The 17,752-nt window shown below is 54.6% G+C and carries 15 protein-coding genes and 3 pseudogenes; 11 read left to right on the top strand and 7 right to left on the bottom strand.

Annotation, left to right across the window (positions count from 1 at the left end):
- Nucleotides 1-222: 222 nt before the first annotated feature.
- From BRW62_RS06515 to BRW62_RS06495, 5 genes and pseudogenes are all read left to right on the top strand, one after another.
- Nucleotides 223-477 (top strand): annotated as a pseudogene (locus BRW62_RS06515) (threonine--tRNA ligase); the annotation flags it as partial.
- A gap of 40 nt (nt 478-517) precedes the next feature.
- Nucleotides 518-2,338: a threonine--tRNA ligase gene (thrS, locus tag BRW62_RS06510; protein ID WP_099798770.1), complete on the top strand. Its 1,821-nt coding sequence runs from the start codon at nt 518-520 to the stop codon at nt 2,336-2,338.
- Between the two features lie 101 nt (nt 2,339-2,439).
- Entirely contained in the window at nt 2,440-3,294 is an 855-nt protein-coding gene (locus BRW62_RS06505; RefSeq protein ID WP_099798769.1) for a universal stress protein, read from the top strand.
- 32 nt (nt 3,295-3,326) lie between these two features.
- The gene (locus BRW62_RS06500; RefSeq protein ID WP_099798768.1) at nt 3,327-3,950 is read left to right on the top strand and encodes a DUF4129 domain-containing protein; all 624 of its coding nucleotides are present in this window, start codon (nt 3,327-3,329) and stop codon (nt 3,948-3,950) included.
- Nucleotides 3,947-5,110 carry a DUF4350 domain-containing protein gene (locus BRW62_RS06495; protein ID WP_099798767.1) on the top strand — a complete coding sequence of 388 codons (1,164 nt, stop codon included), beginning with the start codon at nt 3,947-3,949 and terminating at the stop codon, nt 5,108-5,110. The genes BRW62_RS06500 and BRW62_RS06495 overlap by 4 nt, the downstream gene beginning before the upstream one ends.
- Before the next feature lie 3 nt (nt 5,111-5,113).
- Here BRW62_RS06495 and BRW62_RS06490 read toward each other — a convergent pair whose 3' ends face one another.
- The 4 genes from BRW62_RS06490 to BRW62_RS13345 all read right to left on the bottom strand — a co-directional run bounded on the left by BRW62_RS06490 (nt 5,114) and on the right by BRW62_RS13345 (nt 8,391).
- Nucleotides 5,114-5,872 carry a carbon dioxide-concentrating mechanism protein gene (locus BRW62_RS06490; protein WP_099798766.1) on the bottom strand — a complete coding sequence of 253 codons (759 nt, stop codon included), beginning with the start codon at nt 5,870-5,872 and terminating at the stop codon, nt 5,114-5,116.
- 33 nt (nt 5,873-5,905) lie between these two features.
- Nucleotides 5,906-6,646: a pantothenate kinase gene (locus BRW62_RS06485; protein WP_099798765.1), complete on the bottom strand. Its 741-nt coding sequence runs from the start codon at nt 6,644-6,646 to the stop codon at nt 5,906-5,908.
- Nucleotides 6,609-7,025 (bottom strand): AbrB family transcriptional regulator, encoded by a 417-nt coding sequence (locus BRW62_RS06480; RefSeq protein ID WP_099798764.1) that lies wholly within the window; start codon nt 7,023-7,025, stop codon nt 6,609-6,611. Before BRW62_RS06480 ends, BRW62_RS06485 begins: the two co-directional genes overlap by 38 nt.
- 742 nt (nt 7,026-7,767) lie before the next feature.
- Nucleotides 7,768-8,391 carry a hypothetical protein gene (locus BRW62_RS13345; RefSeq protein ID WP_198406199.1) on the bottom strand — a complete coding sequence of 208 codons (624 nt, stop codon included), beginning with the start codon at nt 8,389-8,391 and terminating at the stop codon, nt 7,768-7,770.
- A 170-nt stretch (nt 8,392-8,561) separates the two neighbouring features.
- Between BRW62_RS13345 and BRW62_RS06470 the strand changes: the two genes are divergently transcribed.
- The 5 genes and pseudogenes from BRW62_RS06470 (at nt 8,562) to cbiM (ending at nt 13,768) form a co-directional block, all read left to right on the top strand.
- Entirely contained in the window at nt 8,562-10,916 is a 2,355-nt protein-coding gene (locus tag BRW62_RS06470; protein ID WP_099798763.1) for an EAL domain-containing response regulator, read from the top strand.
- A gap of 15 nt (nt 10,917-10,931) precedes the next feature.
- Nucleotides 10,932-11,764 (top strand): annotated as a pseudogene (locus BRW62_RS06465) (metal ABC transporter permease).
- A gap of 131 nt (nt 11,765-11,895) precedes the next feature.
- On the top strand, nt 11,896-12,648 hold the full coding sequence (locus BRW62_RS06460; protein ID WP_099798762.1) for a DUF4382 domain-containing protein: 753 nt from the start codon (nt 11,896-11,898) through the stop codon (nt 12,646-12,648).
- Nucleotides 12,645-13,124, top strand: a complete 480-nt coding sequence (locus BRW62_RS06455) for a carboxypeptidase-like regulatory domain-containing protein (RefSeq protein ID WP_198406198.1) — start codon at nt 12,645-12,647, stop codon at nt 13,122-13,124. Before BRW62_RS06460 ends, BRW62_RS06455 begins: the two co-directional genes overlap by 4 nt.
- Nucleotides 13,124-13,768: a cobalt transporter CbiM gene (cbiM, locus tag BRW62_RS06450; RefSeq protein WP_099798761.1), complete on the top strand. Its 645-nt coding sequence runs from the start codon at nt 13,124-13,126 to the stop codon at nt 13,766-13,768. The genes BRW62_RS06455 and cbiM overlap by 1 nt, the downstream gene beginning before the upstream one ends.
- Here cbiM and BRW62_RS06445 read toward each other — a convergent pair.
- Nucleotides 13,765-14,877, bottom strand: a complete 1,113-nt coding sequence (locus BRW62_RS06445) for an RNA polymerase sigma factor, RpoD/SigA family (protein WP_099798760.1) — start codon at nt 14,875-14,877, stop codon at nt 13,765-13,767. The two genes, cbiM and BRW62_RS06445, sit on opposite strands and share 4 nt — an antisense overlap.
- Nucleotides 14,878-15,033: 156 nt before the next feature.
- Here BRW62_RS06445 and BRW62_RS06440 point away from each other — a divergent pair, with 156 nt between their 5' ends.
- Nucleotides 15,034-15,519 (top strand): CYTH domain-containing protein, encoded by a 486-nt coding sequence (locus tag BRW62_RS06440; protein WP_099799864.1) that lies wholly within the window; start codon nt 15,034-15,036, stop codon nt 15,517-15,519.
- Here the strand turns inward: BRW62_RS06440 and BRW62_RS15170 are convergent.
- Nucleotides 15,472-16,944: pseudogene (locus BRW62_RS15170) on the bottom strand (anthranilate synthase component I). The gene BRW62_RS06440 and the pseudogene BRW62_RS15170 sit on opposite strands and share 48 nt — an antisense overlap.
- Nucleotides 16,836-17,744 carry an energy-coupling factor transporter transmembrane component T family protein gene (locus BRW62_RS06430; RefSeq protein ID WP_099798759.1) on the bottom strand — a complete coding sequence of 303 codons (909 nt, stop codon included), beginning with the start codon at nt 17,742-17,744 and terminating at the stop codon, nt 16,836-16,838. Before BRW62_RS06430 ends, BRW62_RS15170 begins: the two are co-directional and overlap by 109 nt.
- Between the last annotated feature and the right edge of the window lie 8 nt (nt 17,745-17,752).

The following is a 17,752-nucleotide window of genomic DNA, read 5'->3' as shown; positions in this document are numbered from 1 at the left end:
GCTAAAGCCCCCTGAGTTGGCTGTATCCCCTCGCTAAAGCGGAGGGGTTTTAGCCCGCCCACATCAATCCTATAAATCCTTACTAATTAAGACACCGCCACCTCGCTTAGCAGGTGCAGGAGTATTCATTATGTGCCAACGCCTAGGGAGGCGTGAAGGCTGTGCCGCGCACCCCCAAGATACAATAGAAGTCTTACCTTAAGCTTCACCTGCGGCTTTTCTATGTCCAACGACGTTTCCCCTGAGCCTATCCATCTTCCGAAAACGAGTGAATCAGAGCAGATTAAGCGCATTCGCCATACGACCTCCCACATACTGGCGATGGCAGTGCAAAAACTTTTCCCGAAGGCACAGGTAACCATTGGGCCGTGGATTGAGAATGGGTTTTACTACGACTTTGATAACCCTGACCCCTTCAGTGAAAAAGATCTAAAACAGATCGAGAAGGAAATGGTCAAAATTATCAAACCCAAGATACAATAGAAGTCTTACCTTAAGCTTCACCTGCGGCTTTTCTATGTCCAACGACGTTTCCCCTGAGCCTATCCATCTTCCGAAAACGAGTGAATCAGAGCAGATTAAGCGCATTCGCCATACGACCTCCCACATACTGGCGATGGCAGTGCAAAAACTTTTCCCGAAGGCACAGGTAACCATTGGGCCGTGGATTGAGAATGGGTTTTACTACGACTTTGATAACCCTGACCCCTTCAGTGAAAAAGATCTAAAACAGATCGAGAAGGAAATGGTCAAAATTATCAAACGCAACCTGCCGGTGATTCGCGAGGAAGTGAGTCGTGAGGAAGCACGGCGGCGGATCAAGGCACTGGGTGAACCCTATAAGCTAGAAATTCTTGAAGATCTGCAAGAGCCAATTACCATTTACCATCTTGGCGATGAATGGTGGGATTTGTGTGCGGGGCCTCACGTCGAAAATACGGGCGACATTAACCCGAAGGCGATCGCCCTTGAAAGTGTTGCCGGTGCTTACTGGCGCGGTGACGAAACCAAGGCACAACTGCAACGCATCTACGGCACCGCTTGGGAAACCCCCGAACAACTCGCGGAATACAAACGCCGCAAAGCCGAAGCCCTCCGCCGCGATCACCGCAAACTGGGAAAAGAACTGGGGCTGTTTATCTTTGCTGACCCCGTCGGGCCAGGGTTACCCCTGTGGACGCCCAAAGGCACCATTCTGCGCTCCACCCTCGAAGACTTCCTTAAGCAGGAGCAATTGCGGCGAGGGTACCTTCCCGTTGTGACCCCCCACATTGCCCGCGTCGATTTGTTCAAGACCTCAGGCCATTGGCAAAAGTATAAAGAGGATATGTTCCCCCTCATGGCTGAGGATGAGGCTGCTGCTGCGCAGGAACAGGGGTTCGTCCTCAAGCCCATGAACTGCCCGTTTCATATTCAGATCTACAAAAGCGAGCTACGCTCTTACCGCGATTTACCCCTGCGCCTTGCGGAGTTTGGCACGGTGTATCGTTACGAACAGTCCGGGGAGCTAGGGGGGCTGACGCGGGTGCGGGGCTTTACGGTGGATGACTCGCACCTGTTTGTTACCCCAGAGCAACTGGATAGCGAATTTTTGAATGTTGTGGATTTAATTCTGGCGGTGTTTCGCTGCTTGCACCTCAATAAATTCAAAGCCCGCCTTAGTTTCCGCGATCCGAGTTCTGATAAGTATATTGGCTCTGAGGAGGCATGGTCGAAAGCCGAAGGTGCCATCCAACGGGCCGTCGAGCAACTGGGGATGGATTATTTTTTAGGCATTGGGGAAGCAGCCTTCTATGGCCCCAAGCTAGACTTTATTTTTGAAGATGCCCTTGGCCGCGAGTGGCAACTGGGGACGGTTCAGGTGGACTATAACCTGCCAGAGCGCTTTGACTTAGAGTACATTGCCGAGGATAATACCCGCCGCCGCCCAGTGATGATTCATCGTGCTCCCTTTGGCTCCCTAGAGCGGCTGATTGGCATTTTAATTGAGGAGTACGCTGGCGATTTTCCCTTCTGGCTGGCACCGGAGCAGGTGCGTCTGTTGCCCGTTAGCGATGAGCAGCGTCCTTTTGCTGCAGGGGTAGCGGCGCAGTTGGCAGCGGTTGGGGTACGCAGCAGTGTAGATAGCAGTGGCGATCGCCTCGGCAAACAGATTCGCAATGCTGAAACCCAGAAAATTCCAGTCATGGCCATTGTGGGTGCAAAAGAAGTGGAGAGCAACACCCTGAGTATCCGCAGCCGTGCCGACGGCGACATCGGCTCGGTGAGCGTGGCCACCGCAGTAGAGACCTTAGCCGCCGCCGCCAAGGAACCGGGAGCGCAAATCCGTTGGTTCTAAGATTTGTGGAGTTCTGCTAGAACGCCGGCACCCAGACCTAAGATCGTCAATAGTGGCCATCCGTGCCGTGATGATCACCAACCTCTGGGAGTTTGATACCTATGATTGAAAATATTCTATTGGCAGACTCGGGAACAGGACAATCCGAACAAATGCTCAAGTCGCTGATGGAACTGCCAGCGATTCAGCGAGCGGCGGTGACCGTGCTCCATGTGATTCCCCCGAAAATTACTGCCGAAGACATGGCGGAACAACGCCAAGCGGGGGCGAAGCTGCTGGCGGAGGCAGTGGCACGTCTGCACCTCGATCCGGTAATTAGCGTCAATACCCTGTTGCGGGAAGGCGACCCGAAAGACACCGTGCTGCAAGTTGCCGATGAGATCAATGCGGATTTGATTATCATGGGCTCCCGTGGCCTCAAACGGTTGCAGTCTATCCTAGCGAACTCCGTGAGTCAGTACGTCTTTCAGCTGTCCTCACGGCCCATGCTCTTGGTGCGCGATGATCTGTTCGTGAAAAAAATTAACCGCATTATGGTGGCTCTCAATGCCCAGCCTGCCGCCAAGGCATCCTTGGAGTTAGCAGTGCGATTAATGGATGGCTTAAAGGGGGGGAAGTTAATCGTTGCCCATGTCAACCCAGATCTCAAAGGCCATTCTGATATTCAAACGGGTTCAGCAGAAACGGATCCAGTGCTTGCAGAGGCAGCGCGGCTTGCCAAACAGCGGGGGATTGATTGCCAGTGCGTCCTCGCTACCGGTAAACCCGCAGAAGAGATCTGCCGAATTGCCGCCGATACCAATGCAGATCTACTGGTACTGGGGTCTCCGGATCGCCGCCCCTCCATTGCCCGCAGCTTGCCGGATTTAGATCGACTCTTAGGGACGTCGTTGTCGGACTATGTGCGGGTCTATGCGGAGTGCCCAGTGTTATTTGTGCGACAATCGGAGGCATAAGTTCTGATCTCTTCTGATCTACTGACTCCCCCGTGACCTTTTTGGAAACCCTCCGCTGGCAAGGCGATCGCCTGTGGCGGCAACTGAGTGAAGCCCTAGAATACTTCTTCCTAGAATTGTTCCGCACGGAAGCTTCACCGCTGTGGCAGGAGAGTGCAACCTTTGAAGCATGGGTGCAATGGCTGTTCCGCTGGTTGTTACTGTTGGTTCTTGGCCTGAGTCTTTACTTACTAGGACGTTGGCTGTGGCGATGGTGGCAGCGGCGATCGCGCCCCTTGCAGACGATGCCAGTAACCACCCCAAGAGAGCGACCTAAGCTAGTGCATGAGTGGCTAGAGCTTGCCCAAGCTCGGCAACTCGCTGGGGACTACAGTGGTGCGTGTCGTGCACTCTATATGGCGCTTTTATACCGTTTACAAGAGGCGGGGTGGCTACGGGTACAAAGCCATTGGACGAACCGGGAGTATCTACAGGAGTTAGAACGCCTGTTTCAGTTGGGGGAGCGATCGCCTACCGTGCGCCGCAGCATCCAACACCTGTTCCACGTTCACAGCCGCAGTTACTACGGCGGTGAAGCGCTAGATGCGCAGACCCTTGCCACCTGTCAGGCCGCCTACTTCGACATTGAACCTCAACTCCAGTCACCCTCGCGATGAAGACCCCCTCCCGCTGGCGCTGGCTTTTGCTGTTGCTTTCCGTTTTAGTCCTAGTGGTGGTCGGAGTGTTGCTCATGACGCTTGCTCCCTCGGCAAAAGCGGGTTCCTCCTACGACAATTCCCCTTGGGGCAGCCGTCAGTTTTACGAGTACCTCGAACAGCAAGGATTCAAGGTGGAGCGCTGGCAGCGAGACTACCCCAACCTCTCCGGCCAAGGGCACGTACTCCTGCAAATCAGTGGTCGGCTCCGAGACCCATCAGCGGATTTAGCCCAGTGGATGGCAGATGGCAACACCTTAGTCCGCTTTTATTGGCACGGCGAACCCACCGCTGCGCCCTTTAGCTATCGCTTGCAGACCTCTCAAGGGTCTGTCCTTGTGGAAACACGACGGCGGCTGCAACCCCGCGATATAGCACCCCGCTATCGCCCCCTCCTCAGTGATGACTATGGTCTCATTGCCTACCTCCAAACCACCCTCATCGGTGAAAGAACTGGGCAGCAACTCCAGAGCGTTTATCCGTGGCTGGTGGCCAACGCTTACGGCAGCCATACCCAACTGGCCAACTTTGCTACGGTGGCCGCTCTCCTGCAGGGCTTACCCAGCACGACTACCATTACTACCATTTACTTTGACGAGTGGCTGCACGGCTATCGACAACGCACCCCGGAAGACGTGGACACCGGCTTGCAGCCTCGCAGTGTGCTGGACTACCTCAGTCGTACCCAATGGCTAGGCATTAGTTTGCAACTGGGGGTGATTCTAATCTTTTTGCTGTGGCAGCAGAGCCAGCGCTTTGGACCACCCCTGCAAGAGCAAGTCGCCACCCTCAGTAATAGTGCCACCTACATTGCCGCCTTAGCCGGTGTGCTGCAACGCGCCCAGCAGAGAGGCTTTGTCCGCCAGCAACTCCAAGGGCAACTCCGCCACAACTTAGCCGCACGCTTAGGGTTAATCGCCGATCGCAGCAACCCTCACCATCTGCCTGAGGATTCTGAACTAATGCAGGCATGGCAAAGCGTGACCGGCCAAACCCCTGCCCTACTGCACACCCTTCTGGAGGATACTGCCATGCACGAGGATCGCCAACTGTTAGAGTGGCTCAAGGACGCAGCCACGGTGTTACAACCTCTAGAACCGCCCGAGACAAGAGAACGCTAGCGCCTAGGGAGAGGGTGGCTCTAGCGGTAGTGCCTCTGGTGAGGCTTCAACGGTCACAGCATCTTCGGTGGCAGCATTGAGCACGAGTGGCTCGGTCTCTTTTTGTTTGAGGTTGAGGGGCAGTTGTAAGGGGCGCAGTTCTTTCTGCAGGGCTGGCGCAAGGGGGAGAGATTGATCTAAATCTTCAAGAGGCCGTGGTACCAGCATTACGGCGTGGAGTTCTCCGATGCGATCGGCTTCGGCCATCCCTGCTTCGAGGGCGATCGCTGTGTTGGATGCGGTGCCCCGAACAATGGCCGTACACAAACCCGCTCCAATGGTTTCGTAGGCTGTCAACATCACATCTGCGGCCTTCAGCATGGCATCGGCAGCCCCTACCATCGCCGGAAAGCCGCGAGTTTCGAGCAGGCCGACGGCATGACCACTCAGGCGGTGGCCGCGGGTGCCTGTTGTCAACTGTGCTAGCAAGCTACCAATGGGCAAAATCTTCTCTAGGTTAGGGTCAGGGCGGGGAATCACTAGGGTACTTAGTTCTTGGCCAAACTGCTGTGCTCGCTCTGCGCCTTCTTCAATGGCCAAGCGCACATCGGCAATACGACCGCGCACAATGGCCGTGCAATGGCCACTGCCAATTTTTTCGTAGCCCACTAGCAGCACATCGGAGGACTTCAGCATGTGATCCGCAATGCCGACAATTGCCGGAAAGCTCTGGGCAGAGACTAGCCCTAGGGCTAAATCAGTAAAGTCACGGCCACGCTCCATGGGAGTATCGGCTCTGTAGTGCACGGTGCTTTTCTATCTTAACCGCTGGTTGCGGACGGCACGAATACCCCAAAAACACAGATGCTCGTCTTCCTGCCAGTGGTGCTGCGGAAAATCGGTTGCCAAGAGCTGGCTGATAAAGGCGCGATCGCCACCAGTGACCAGCACCTTACCTGTAGGATAGGCAGCGTAAAAAGCACCCAGATAACTTTGGAGGATCGCCGCCACGCCAAAGTACACACCGCTTTGCAGCGCCTCTGGGGTGGACATCGCCCAACGGGGTGGCACGCCTTCAGGAATGGCCACCCTAGGCAGCGCTGCCGTATAGTCGGCCAAGCACTGCCCCATGGCCCCCACCCCCGGCAGAATTGCCCCCCCCGCAAATTCTCCCGCAGCATTGGCAAGGGTAAAGGTAAGGGCTGTGCCAGCATCCACCACGCAAACCGGTGCCCCATAGACCTGCAGTGCCCCCCACAGCCCAAGGGCGCGGTCGAGTCCCAAGGTGGGGTAGAGGCCAGGAATGGGAATATCCATCAAGCTGAGGCGAAAGGCATTGGGGCAGAGTTCCTGAAGCGGCACCCGGCCAACACTGCCCCCCCAACACTCGCGATCGCTGACTAAACGCAGTACGGCTGGCGGCGATTCCCTGGGGGTCAGATGCCAGCACTGCACAAGCTCTACCCCGTGAAATAGTGCCCAGTGGTGGCGACTGTTGCCAACAATTACTGCTACCCAATCATCGCTCTGGGTTGGCGGTGTCGGGTTTAACTCCATCCAGCGCCGCATCCTCCAGTTGGTAGAGGTGGATATGCTTATACCCCCGCTTAATTAAAAAGGTATCCCCTGGTTTGAGATTCATTGCTTTGGTGTAGGCTGCCCCAATCACAATTTGTCCATTTTGATGAACTGTTACCCGATAGGAGGGCGATCGCCCACGTCCATCACGATGATCAGCCCCTTTCTGAGGTTCTAGTTCAAGACCCCGGGCTTGCAAAATTGCGCTATAAAATTTCGATAAATCAGTTTTTACCTCACCGGAGGCAGTAATACGATAGTAACCACACAGCCGTGCTGCTTCTTTGCGTGTCACGTAGCCTATCTCATTAAGCCGCTGTAGCAGTGCCTTACCGGTTAGGGGCTTGGGTTTTTCCATTCCGTCTATAATCCTTTCACCAGAACTCATCGTAAATAACACACTGGCAATATCACCATTAGAAAATTTATGGTGTCAAAAACTAGGGAAACACACAACGTACTCGCGGCGATCGCAGCGAAACAAGCCTATGCACTAATTTGCTGGCTATTGACACCTTAACATCGTGGTTGAAGCATTTAGGATCTGATTTAACAAGATGTTATAGAATTTCTAAATCAATTTCCAACCCAGCTCTCTGAGAGTCAACCACTGCTAAATCCTGACCTTTACGCGATCGCTGGTCGTCGTTAGCAATAAGAAATACTAATGTACTGTCAGGTCATGAATTTGATAAGATTGTATATGTAATCCATCTACATTGAAATAATGTAGGATATATGCGGTGGCTCCTCAGGCGCAGGAACACTAACAGAGGTCGGCACTGAGCTAGGGGGATCGCCGATCAGTTGTCAACAAACAAATACCATAAGACTGTTGGAATTTCTGTGACGTCAGACTAGGGAGTATGTCAAACTATAGGTATAGATTATGTTCTCCGGCTCTCCCGTTAGTGCGTTGATAATTTTTACTAAACAGTTTTTTCTAATTAGAGAAGCAAGCTAACAACCTGTCCCGAAAATTGTTGACGTTTACAAAACCATACACTCGTCGTTCACCTACACCTTATCGTCTTGCTGAGTGCAACGTTCAACTGTTCACTCACCAGCGTTTACGACGATTGAGATGATCTGGGCGGTACCTAATCCTTGCTGGGACGGTTGAGCCAGTCGGCACACTCTCGCTGCAATCCCTCTAGGGTCATGTTAGGCAGCCGCTCTGCTTCAAAGGCTTCTGCTTCAATGGGAATATCGGCAGGGTGATAGCCGCTCTTGTTATAGAGGTCGGCAACCGTGCGGGGGTTGACCCGCATCCCCACGGGCACAAGGGAGTCGAGGTCTTGCTTGGCGGCAAAGCAGGCTTGTACGACGTGCCAGCCTTCATGGCGCAGGGTTTCTATAAAAATAGGCCAATGGGCAAGGGCACGGGGGCGCAGCACAAGGCGATCTTGGCTAAAGCTATAGGAGCCATAGTTGCCATCCTGCTGGCGGCGCACATAGATCGTGGTGCCGGTGCGTAGAATGGTACGGATAAGCTGATAAGCTTCTACTTCAGCGCTATTTTGCAGGCGAAACGGCGCCGGATCCCGCTGGGGGTGATAAACAATATCAAAAAGAAACTGAATCTTTTCATCAGATCCATCAATGGGAATTAAATCTCGCTGCGCCACACTGGCGGTTGGGGTGCTGACGGTGGCGATCGCCACGACCATAGCGGTGACCCAACGGCAGCACTGTTGTGTGATGGCAACCTTTGCAATGGCCATATGCCTTGAAAAAACCTTTCCCCTAACCTAGCAGTTTTGCTTCGGATTGAGGCAGCCTGGCAACATTGCCCTGCGATCCCCCCTAAAGGCTATGATGGAGTGAGAGAGGCAAACTATTAAAAATGATCTAACAACGATTAACAAGTTTTCTGATAATAATAGCTGACCTCATGACTGATGAATCCGCCATTTTACCCGCTGTTGATGACTGCTCCCAAAATTCACTGAAGGAGTGGGGATCATCGCTAGCTCAATGTCGGATTCCAGTGTTTTCTATTCAGGTATTAATCATCGAAAACATCCCCCCATCGGGTGAAATTTTACAGCCTTATCTACAGACCATTGAATGTGTGTCCTATCGCGTTCAATCCTGCCTATTTGGTCAGTTAACGCCTGGTCTTGTAGCCCAAGCCCGTCCTGATGTATTGGTGCTGATGTGCCATGACGAGCAGGGGATCACTCAAGTAGAAACACTGCATCAGCGGTTTCCGCAGGTGCCTTTAGTAGTCATTGGCGAGAGCGACTGCCCTGATGTGGCCACCCAAGCCCTTCACAGTGGCGCCCAAGACTATCTGAGTGTGGCGGAGTTAACACCGCACTTAGTGGCGCGGAGTTTGCGTAATGCCATTCATCGCCACCATGTTGAGCAGCGGTTGGTACGCCAAGCGCAGTACGATCGCCTCTTGGTGCAGCTAACGCAGCACATTCACCAGTCCCTTGATCTGTCCGCCATCCTTGAAAGTACGGTGCAAGATGTGCGGCAGCTTTTAGGGTGCGATCGCGTTTTAGTGTATCGCTTTTTGCCCGATTGGCGCGGCATCATGGATGTGGAAGCGGTGGTGCCGCCGTGGCAGCCTGCTCTTGGGGATATTGTCGGGGATAGTTGCTTCACAGAACGCTACATTGAGGCTTACCGGCGGGGACGGGTTCACATCGTTAACAATGTTGAAACCATGGCGCTCGAGACTTGCTACCGCGAATTGTTGCAGCACTATCAAGTCAGAGCCAACTTAGTTGTGCCCATCACCGTTGATGGTCGTCTCTGGGGCTTGCTGATTTGTCATCAGTGCGCCCAGCCACGGGAGTGGCACGATAGCGAAGTAGAGTTGCTCAAGCAAATTTCCACCCAATTGGCGATCGCCATCCTGCAGGCGGAACTGTACCAAAAAGCCCAAACTGAGCTACAGGAACGAAAAGTGGTGGAAGCTCAACTGCTTTACCAAGCCCGCCACGACCCCCTCACCCATTTACCCAACCGTTGGCTTTTTGAGGAGCATCTGCATACCACGCTGCAGCGAGCGGCGCGCCAGCCAAACTATCAGTACGCGGTGTTGTGTCTTGACTTAGACCACTTTAAGACAGTGAACGATAGCTTAGGGCACTCGGTGGGGGACCTATACCTGCAGGAAGTGGCACAACGGCTGAGCCGCCACCTTAGCCCCCAAGATATTGTGGCGCGGCTCGGGGGGGATGAATTTGGCGTGTTGCTCAATGATCTACGGGATGTCGATCATGCCTACACCATTAGCAGTCAATTGCGCGATCGCCTTGCCTCAACCTTTGCCATTAGCCACTATACCCTTCACGGTTCCGTCAGTATTGGTTTGGTGATGGGAAACAGCAGCTACAGCCATCCTGAAGAGTTACTGCGAGATGCCGATACCGCTATGTACCATGCCAAGGCCAAAGGCAGGAATCGCATTGCCATTTTTGACCAGCCAATGCTGCAAAAAGTGCGCCATCGCCTGCGGCTAGAGGTGGAACTGCGACAAGCGGTTGAACACGGTGACTTTGAATTGTACTATCAACCCATTGTCAACCTGCGCACTCAGGCACTGGTGGGGTTTGAAACCCTGATTCGCTGGCAAAAAGACGGCCAGATGTTGCCACCGGATGAATTTATCCCAGTGGCAGAAGAAACGGGGCTAATTTTTGAGATTTCCCGCTGGGTTTTGCATGCGGCCTGTAGGCAACTGCGAGACTGGCAACAGCGCTATCCCAAAATGATGGCGGCTGGTTTAACCCTGAGCGTTAACCTATCGGGGAGTCACTTTTCGCTACCAACCTTGGTCACGGACATTGAGCAGGCTCTAAATAGCTATCACCTCTGGGGACAATTTCTCAAGCTGGAAATTACTGAAAGTGCGCTCATGAAGCATCTGGAGTCAGCACGGGAACTGCTGCTGTGTATAAAGTCTATGGGGATTCGCGTTGCCATTGATGACTTTGGCACGGGGTATTCCTCCCTCAGCTATTTACGCAGTTTGCCCCTCGACTGCATTAAAATTGACCGCTCCTTTATTTCCACCATGGACTCCAGCCGTGAGGATCTTGAGGTCGTGCACACTATCTTGCTGTTGGCGCAAAACCTGCGGCTCGACTGCGTTGCCGAAGGGGTGGAAACCACCAATCAATTACAACAGCTGCGATCGCTGCGCTGTCCCCACGGTCAAGGGTATCTTTTTTCGCCACCGCTGAGTGCCAACCAAGCAGAACTGTATCTACAAAAACATTTGGTTACCTAGCACTGGAGTTGCCCCATGCTCTGGGATTGGTTACTAGACCCCCTGCAACACGCTTTTATGGTCAAAGCCCTTGGCGTAAGTGCCTTAGTCGGTTGTGTCTGTGCGGTGCTCTCCTGCTTTATGACCCTCAAGGGTTGGGCGTTAATGGGGGATGCGGTGTCCCATGCGGTGTTGCCCGGGGTGGTGTTGGCCTATTGGTTGCATCTTCCTTTGGCGATCGGTGCGTTTGTGTTTGGTCTGGCCGCAGTGACTCTCATTGGCTTTGTGCAGCAGCAAACGCGCATTAAAGAAGATACCGTGATTGGCTTAGTGTTTACGGGGTTTTTTGCCTTGGGGTTGGTGTTGCTCTCTAAAACGACTAGCAGTCTTGATCTAATGCATATTTTGTTTGGGAATGTTCTTGGCATGAGCGATCGCGACCTTTGGCAGACGATCGTGATTAGTGCCCTTACCCTCATCACTATTGCCCTATGGCACCGGGATCTCATTTTGTTTTGTTTTGACCCCACCCACGCCCGCACCATTGGTCTGAACACAACGTTGCTCTACTATGTGTTGCTGGCGCTCGTGTCCTTAACTGCCGTGGCTGCCCTGCAAACCGTGGGGATTATTCTGGTGGTGGCCATGCTGATTACGCCGGGGGCAACGGCCTATTTGCTGAGCGATCGCTTTGAATGGATGGTCGCCATTGCTATTGCCGTGGGGGGCTAGGCAGTGTCCTTGGCACATACCTTAGTTATTACCTCGATGCGTCAACGGGGGGGTGTATTGTGGTGCTGCAAACGGTGATTTTTATTGTGGCGATGCTGTTTGCCCCCAAGCACGGTCTTCTTGCCAAAGTGCGCTGAATCCCCCTCCCCTGCATTGTTTTTTCCAAGCCAGCTGCGGTTCACTGGGGAAGTGTTGAACCTGTTCACCATTAGCCGCTAGCCATCATGGTCTGGTATCAGTGGCTTTCCGTCTTTGTGCTAGGAAATGTATGCTGCAACGTTATTTGGCGAGTGCTGTGGTCATAGCGGTTTTATCCGCCTGTGGCCCAGCCGCACAAAACGGTACCCTGATGATTTACGCCAATGGCGAAGAGCGCCTAACTCAGGGGTGGACGACCAAAGATGGTTGGGAATTGCGCCTAGATCATGCCTATCTCACCCTTGGTGCCATTACCGCTTACCAAACCAATCCACCCTTTGATCCCGAATCTGGAGAATTACCGCAGGCGATCGCCACCGTTGCGTTTCCCGATGCGATGACGGTGGATTTGGTGGCCGATCAGCCGCCCCTCGTGGGTAGCGCACCTGCACCGGTCGGTCACTTCAATGCGATTGCTTGGCAGACCTTGGATCCCACGTTGCAATTGGTGGGCACTGCTCGCCGCGGCAGTGTCACCCTACCCTTTGAAATTACCTTGAATCAGCCGTTGCAGTACGTTTGCGGCGACTATATTGGCGATGAGCGCAAAGGAATTGTGGCAGCCGACCAAACAGCGGCGCTGGAAATTACACTGCATTTCGACCATTTGTTTGGGGATGGCGCAGAACCTCCAACCGCAGAGATTAACCAAGCGGCGGTTGGCTTTGATCCGTTGGCGGCGCTCAGTACTGGTAACCGTCTCAGTGTGGATCAGGCCACCCTCCAAGAGCGGCTATCGCCAGCCGACTATAACCGTTTATTGCAGGCGCTGAAAAGCGTGGGTCACGTTGGGGAAGGTCATTGTCGCGAGGTCTCTTCATGAAGGTGCTACTGTCTCTTTTACCCCTGAGTTCTGCCCTTTTGGTCGCACCGCAGGCGATCGCCCACGGGGTTGCCCTCAACTATCAAGCACAGCAGGTGGTGAAAATTACGGCGCGCTACGATAGTGGCCAACCCATGGCCAATGCCACAGTGAAGGTGTTTGCCCCCAATCAGCCGCAGCAGGCCGTCATCCAAGGCGCCACCAATGCCGCAGGGGAGTTTCAATTTACACCGGATCAGGCCGGTTCTTGGCAGGTACAGGTACGGCAGGCAGGGCATGGTGGTAACCTTACGGTTCCCGTAAGACTCGATGCCACCCCAGTGAGCACAGCGGTACAGGTTACAGCCGCTGCCAGTCCTGTGTCCCTCAGTCAGTACACCCCCCTACAGGTGAGTATTATGGTGCTGGCAGTTCTTTGGGGGGCGATCGGCACCGCCTGCTTTGCGTGGTCACGCCGTCGCGTACAGGTCGAGTAATGCACATTCCCGATGGTTTAATGCCACCATTGTTGTGCGGGGTTGGCTATGCAGGCACCGGCGGGCTGCTGTGGTGGTCGTTCCGACAATTGCAACGCCAGCAACCGGATCCGCTGGCAACGGTACCCCGTTTAGCACTATTAACCGCAGGATTTTTTGCCGCTTCAGCGGTGTATATTCCCCTGCCCTTTGCCAGTGTTCACTTACTGCTGTTGGGGAGCCTTGGTGCCCTGTTGGGCTATGGTGCCATGATGGCGGTGGTGGTGGGCTTGTTTTTGCAGGCAGTCATGTTTGGCCATGGGGGCTTAACCACCTTAGGGCTAAATGCGCTGATTATGGGTGTGCCCGCGCTGCTGGCGGCTGGCCTATTTCACGGCCTTTGGCACCGCTGTCGGGGCTGGGGGCGATCGCTCCTTGGCTTTAGCCTTGGTTGTGGCAGTGTGCTATTGGCCGTTAGCTGCTTTAGTGGCATTGTCATTCTCGGCTTGCCACCCACCATGGATCGCCAACGGGAAATTACGGCCATTTGGGTCATTATCGCAAGCCATGTCCCCCTTGCCCTCCTCGAAGGCGTGTTTACTGCTGCTCTGTTAAATTTTTTAGAGCGGGTCAAGCCCCAAATACTGAACAATTGGTCATCCTAGTCCAACTCGTCAAGGTAGTCTTGGATCTGCCGTCGTCGTTGTGGCTGTCGCAGCTTCTGCAGGGCGCGGTGCTCAATCTGGCGAATCCGTTCACGGCTAAGGCCGAGCAGGGTAGCAATTTCCGACATCTCCAGTGGCGGAAGATCCCCTAGGCCATAGCGTAGCTCGATCACCTGCCGTTCGCGGGGGGACAGATCACCGAGCATCTGCTGCAGTGTCATGCGCAAGGAGTCCCGCATGAGCACGTCGTTGGGGGTAGGGGTGGTGGCCTCAATCAACTCCTGCAACTCGGTCTCTTGCTCTGGCCCCACCCGCTGTTCAAGGGCAATGGCACGGGGAATTGCTAGTAACACCTCCCGCACTTGGGTTGCGTCTAGATTCAGTTCCGCGGCAATTTCAGCCACACTGGGCATAGCTCCCTGCTGTATGGCTAACCGGCGCTGCGCCCGCTTGATTTTATTGAGTTTTTCAACCATGTGAATGGGCAGACGGATTGTGCGACTTTGGTTGGCAACCGCACGAGTGACACTCTGGCGAATCCACCAGTAGGCGTAGGTGCTAAAGCGAAAGCCTTTGGCAGGGTCAAATTTTTCAACGGCACGCTCCAAACCTAGGGTGCCTTCTTGGATCAGATCAAGGAACTCAACGCCGCGATGTTGATATTTTTTGGCAATGTTGACCACTAAGCGGAGGTTGGCTTGCAGCAGTTGGGCTTTGGCGTGGGTGCCATGGTATTCGATCTGTTCTAGTTCAGCAACGGAGATCTGTGCGGCCTTCGCCCAGGCTTGGCAACCGCGCTGAATTACCACTTGCAGTTCCTCAACGCTCAGCTTGAGGGCGGCAGCCCACTGCTGACGATTGGGCATGTGCCCCAATTGACGATGTTGGCGATCGCGCTCGGCCAAAGCAGCGGTATAAGCTTGAAGGTCTGGATCTGAGGACTGCTTGCAGACCTCTAAAAGACTCTGGTATTGCTGCACCTGCTGTGCCAGCGTCACCTCTTGGGCGGGGCTGAGGAGCGGGACGCGGCCAATTTCTCGTAAATACTGACCCACCAGATCGGTGGTCAAGGGGCGTCGGGGGGCGGGTTCAATTGGGGTAACCACCATAGGGCAACTCAGAAGTCCTCAGAAATGACACGGTCGAGTCTTGGGTCAACCTTATTCTCGATAATGGGTATTGTCGGCAATTGACACGCCTGTGGCAGTGATGTGTCTTGAAGGTAGGTTGTGATACGGATCAGTCCCGTGGGGGAGGGGGTTGGGATGGGAATCGAGATTGAACGCAAGTTTTTGGTGACGGCTGAGTTGTGGCGATCGCTGGCCATCCATGTCACCCACATTGCCCAAGGGTATCTTTCAACTACCCCAGAGCGTACTGTGCGGGTGCGCCGTGCAGGGACTCAGGCGTGGTTAACAATTAAGGGCAAGGCCAGTGGTGCCCACCGGCGGGAGTACGAGTATCCGATTCCCGTGGATGAGGCTATGGAGTTGCTGACAGCACTCTGTATCCAACCCATCATTGAGAAAGACCGCTACCGCGTTCCGTGGGGAGACCTCTGCTGGGAGATTGATGAATTCAAGGGTGAATCGGCAGGGCTGATCCTCGCCGAGATCGAACTGCCCCGTGCCGACTATCCCTTAAGCGTACCGCCGTGGATTGGTGCTGAGGTCACTAACGATCACCGCTATAGCAACGCTTACTTAGCAGAGCATCCCTACCGTTGCTGGGGTTCCCAGTGCCAACAGTAGCGCTTGCGCCTTATTAAGCGATTCCTGCCACTCCCGCTCGGGATCGCTGTCGGCGACAATTCCCGCCCCCACCTGTCCCCAAGTGGTTTGGCGATCGCCAGCAACCAGCAGGGTTCGAATCAGGATATTGAGATCCAAGTGCCCTCGCTGATCCCAGTAGCCACAGGAGCCGTAAAACAAATTCCGTGGGACGGGTTCAAGCGCCGCCAAAATTTCCATACAGCGCACTTTTGGGCAGCCGGTAATGGTGCCACCGGGAAATAGGGCGCGAATAACCTCTACCGGGGTGGTGCCGGGCTTGACCGTGCCCCGCACATTACTCACGAGGTGGATAACGTGGCTGTAGTATTCCAGCGTCAGGAGTTCATCAACCACAACACTTCCCCAGCGGCAGATGCGCCCCAGATCGTTGCGCTCTAGATCCACCAGCATAATGTGCTCTGCCTGTTCTTTCGTGTTGCTGAGCAGATCAGCTGCTTGGGCGCGATCGTCAGTGGCGGTATGCCCTCGCGGGCGGGTGCCCGCAATGGGGCGGGTTTGCACCCTCTCGCCCTGAAAGTGCACCAACCGCTCCGGCGAACAACTCACGATATATCCCCAGGGAGTCTGCCAATAGCTGGCAAAGGGCGAGGGATTAATCTGTTGCAGTCGTAGGTATTGCTGCCACGGGTTCACGGTGCCGTGATAGCTAAACCGAGCCGAGAGGTTGGCCTGAAAAATATCGCCAGCGCGAATATGATTTAGGATCTTACCCACCGCCGCCTGATAGGTTTGGGGTTGCCAGCCAGCAGCCAATTCCACAGATCCTGCTCTATTGGAAATCGGAACTTCGGGGGCGGCGGTAATGCCTCTAGCTGTTTTTGCAGGGCAGCAAGGTCTGCGGCGGCAGAGGCCGCCAAATAGAGGCGATCGCTCTGGTGATCTAACACCGCAAAGCTCTGGGGTTCGTACCAAAAGGCTAGGGGAAACGGCAGTGGATCTGGACGCAGGGGCGGCAGCACCTCAATTTCCCATGCCAATTCATAGCCGAGCCAACCGAGCCACCCCCCGTAAAGGGTAGATGGGCAACCTCAGGGGGCACGGTGGCCACTTGGGGAAACTGCCCCAAGGTGGGGAGCACCTGACCCAAGGAGCGTACCCACTGGCGGCGCGGCCTACCGGCACAAATGGAATAGCGAGCTTGGGGGGTGAGATGGCTGGCAGGGCTTTCGAGGAGTACCGCCACCGGCTCGGCTAAAAATAACTGGCTAAACACGGCTCGGCCGCTGCGTCCCCCAAGGGTAGGCACGCCCAGACCCATGGCGCACAGGGTGAGATCATGGGAATAGCGCCCCCCAAGCTGGGAGTTGTATCCGCAGGAGCCAGAACAGCCCCATGGCTGCTAAGGCCAGCCAATCTCGCCGTTGCAAGCGCAAGTGGTGCCATGGGTTATCGTAGGTTCCAGCCTCTTGGAACCCCCGCACCTGCATAGCACAGGCCACCTGTTCCGCCCGCAGGAGTAGGTTCTCTAACAGCCGTACTGCCAGGGTCAGCCACAGCTTAATACTGCCTTTGATCCCCACTAATCGCCAGTTGATGGCACGAGTGCGCACCGAACGGCTGAGGTTTTGCACCTCTTCAAGCACTAAGGGAATGAAGCGCAGTGAGAGGGTTAGGGTCAGGGCAAGTTCGGCAACAGGTAACTTAAAGCGTTTCAGGGGTTGCATCAGGCATTCGAGGCCAGCAGTTACCTCCTCAGGTGCGGTGGTGAGCAGAAACAAATGCGTGCTGTAGAGCAAGGTAAATAGAAGGGTACTCAAGCGTAAGCCCAGATCAAAGGAGCGCTGGGAGATTTGCAGATGAATGGGCCACTGCCCCATCTGAGCGTGCCACTGCCAGAGAATGTAGTGATAGCTGGTGATTGGTGCTGTTGCCTCAAGGGGGCGGCGGGGTTGGTAGCTGACCGCCATGCCATCGGGCATTAGGGCAGTAATCAGAAAAATAAGACCCCCCAGCAGTAATAGCCACAGTAGTTGTCGTTGCCACACCCGGCGGGGAATGCCACCCACAAAGGTCAAGCCAATTAAGCAGAGGACTAACACTAATCGCCACGAGGTATCCGCCAGCACCGGTGCCAGCAAAAAGGTCATTAACCAGCCCAGTTTGACCCGTGGATCCAAGCGGTGCAACCAAGTGATGGGGTGTTCTAGGTAAAGTCCCAGAGGGAGCGATCGCAACAGATCCATGAATAACC

Origin of the sequence: Thermostichus lividus PCC 6715, assembly GCF_002754935.1 — a bacterium.
GTDB classification, from domain to species: Bacteria; Cyanobacteriota; Cyanobacteriia; order Thermosynechococcales; family Thermosynechococcaceae; genus Thermosynechococcus; species Thermosynechococcus lividus.
Note: the sequence above shows the minus strand (reverse complement) of the source record. Positions and strands in the feature narration are given on the sequence as shown.

Bases quoted from the DNA above. Each gene is read 5' to 3' on its own strand.
- BRW62_RS06430 (WP_099798759.1), bottom strand. From the start codon at position 17,744: ATGGATCTGTTGCGATCGCTCCCTCTGGGACTTTACCTAGAACACCCC.
- BRW62_RS06445 (WP_099798760.1), bottom strand. From the start codon at position 14,877: ATGGTGGTTACCCCAATTGAACCCGCCCCCCGACGCCCCTTGACCACC.
- BRW62_RS06490 (WP_099798766.1), bottom strand. From the start codon at position 5,872: ATGGAGCGTGGCCGTGACTTTACTGATTTAGCCCTAGGGCTAGTCTCT.
- BRW62_RS06495 (WP_099798767.1), top strand. From the start codon at position 3,947: ATGAAGACCCCCTCCCGCTGGCGCTGGCTTTTGCTGTTGCTTTCCGTT.
- BRW62_RS06460 (WP_099798762.1), top strand. From the start codon at position 11,896: ATGCTGCAACGTTATTTGGCGAGTGCTGTGGTCATAGCGGTTTTATCC.
- BRW62_RS06485 (WP_099798765.1), bottom strand. From the start codon at position 6,646: ATGGAGTTAAACCCGACACCGCCAACCCAGAGCGATGATTGGGTAGCA.
- BRW62_RS06480 (WP_099798764.1), bottom strand. From the start codon at position 7,025: ATGGAAAAACCCAAGCCCCTAACCGGTAAGGCACTGCTACAGCGGCTT.
- cbiM (WP_099798761.1), top strand. From the start codon at position 13,124: ATGCACATTCCCGATGGTTTAATGCCACCATTGTTGTGCGGGGTTGGC.
- thrS (WP_099798770.1), top strand. From the start codon at position 518: ATGTCCAACGACGTTTCCCCTGAGCCTATCCATCTTCCGAAAACGAGT.
- BRW62_RS06505 (WP_099798769.1), top strand. From the start codon at position 2,440: ATGATTGAAAATATTCTATTGGCAGACTCGGGAACAGGACAATCCGAA.
- BRW62_RS13345 (WP_198406199.1), bottom strand. From the start codon at position 8,391: ATGGCCATTGCAAAGGTTGCCATCACACAACAGTGCTGCCGTTGGGTC.
- BRW62_RS06440 (WP_099799864.1), top strand. From the start codon at position 15,034: ATGGGAATCGAGATTGAACGCAAGTTTTTGGTGACGGCTGAGTTGTGG.
- BRW62_RS06470 (WP_099798763.1), top strand. From the start codon at position 8,562: ATGACTGATGAATCCGCCATTTTACCCGCTGTTGATGACTGCTCCCAA.
- BRW62_RS06455 (WP_198406198.1), top strand. From the start codon at position 12,645: ATGAAGGTGCTACTGTCTCTTTTACCCCTGAGTTCTGCCCTTTTGGTC.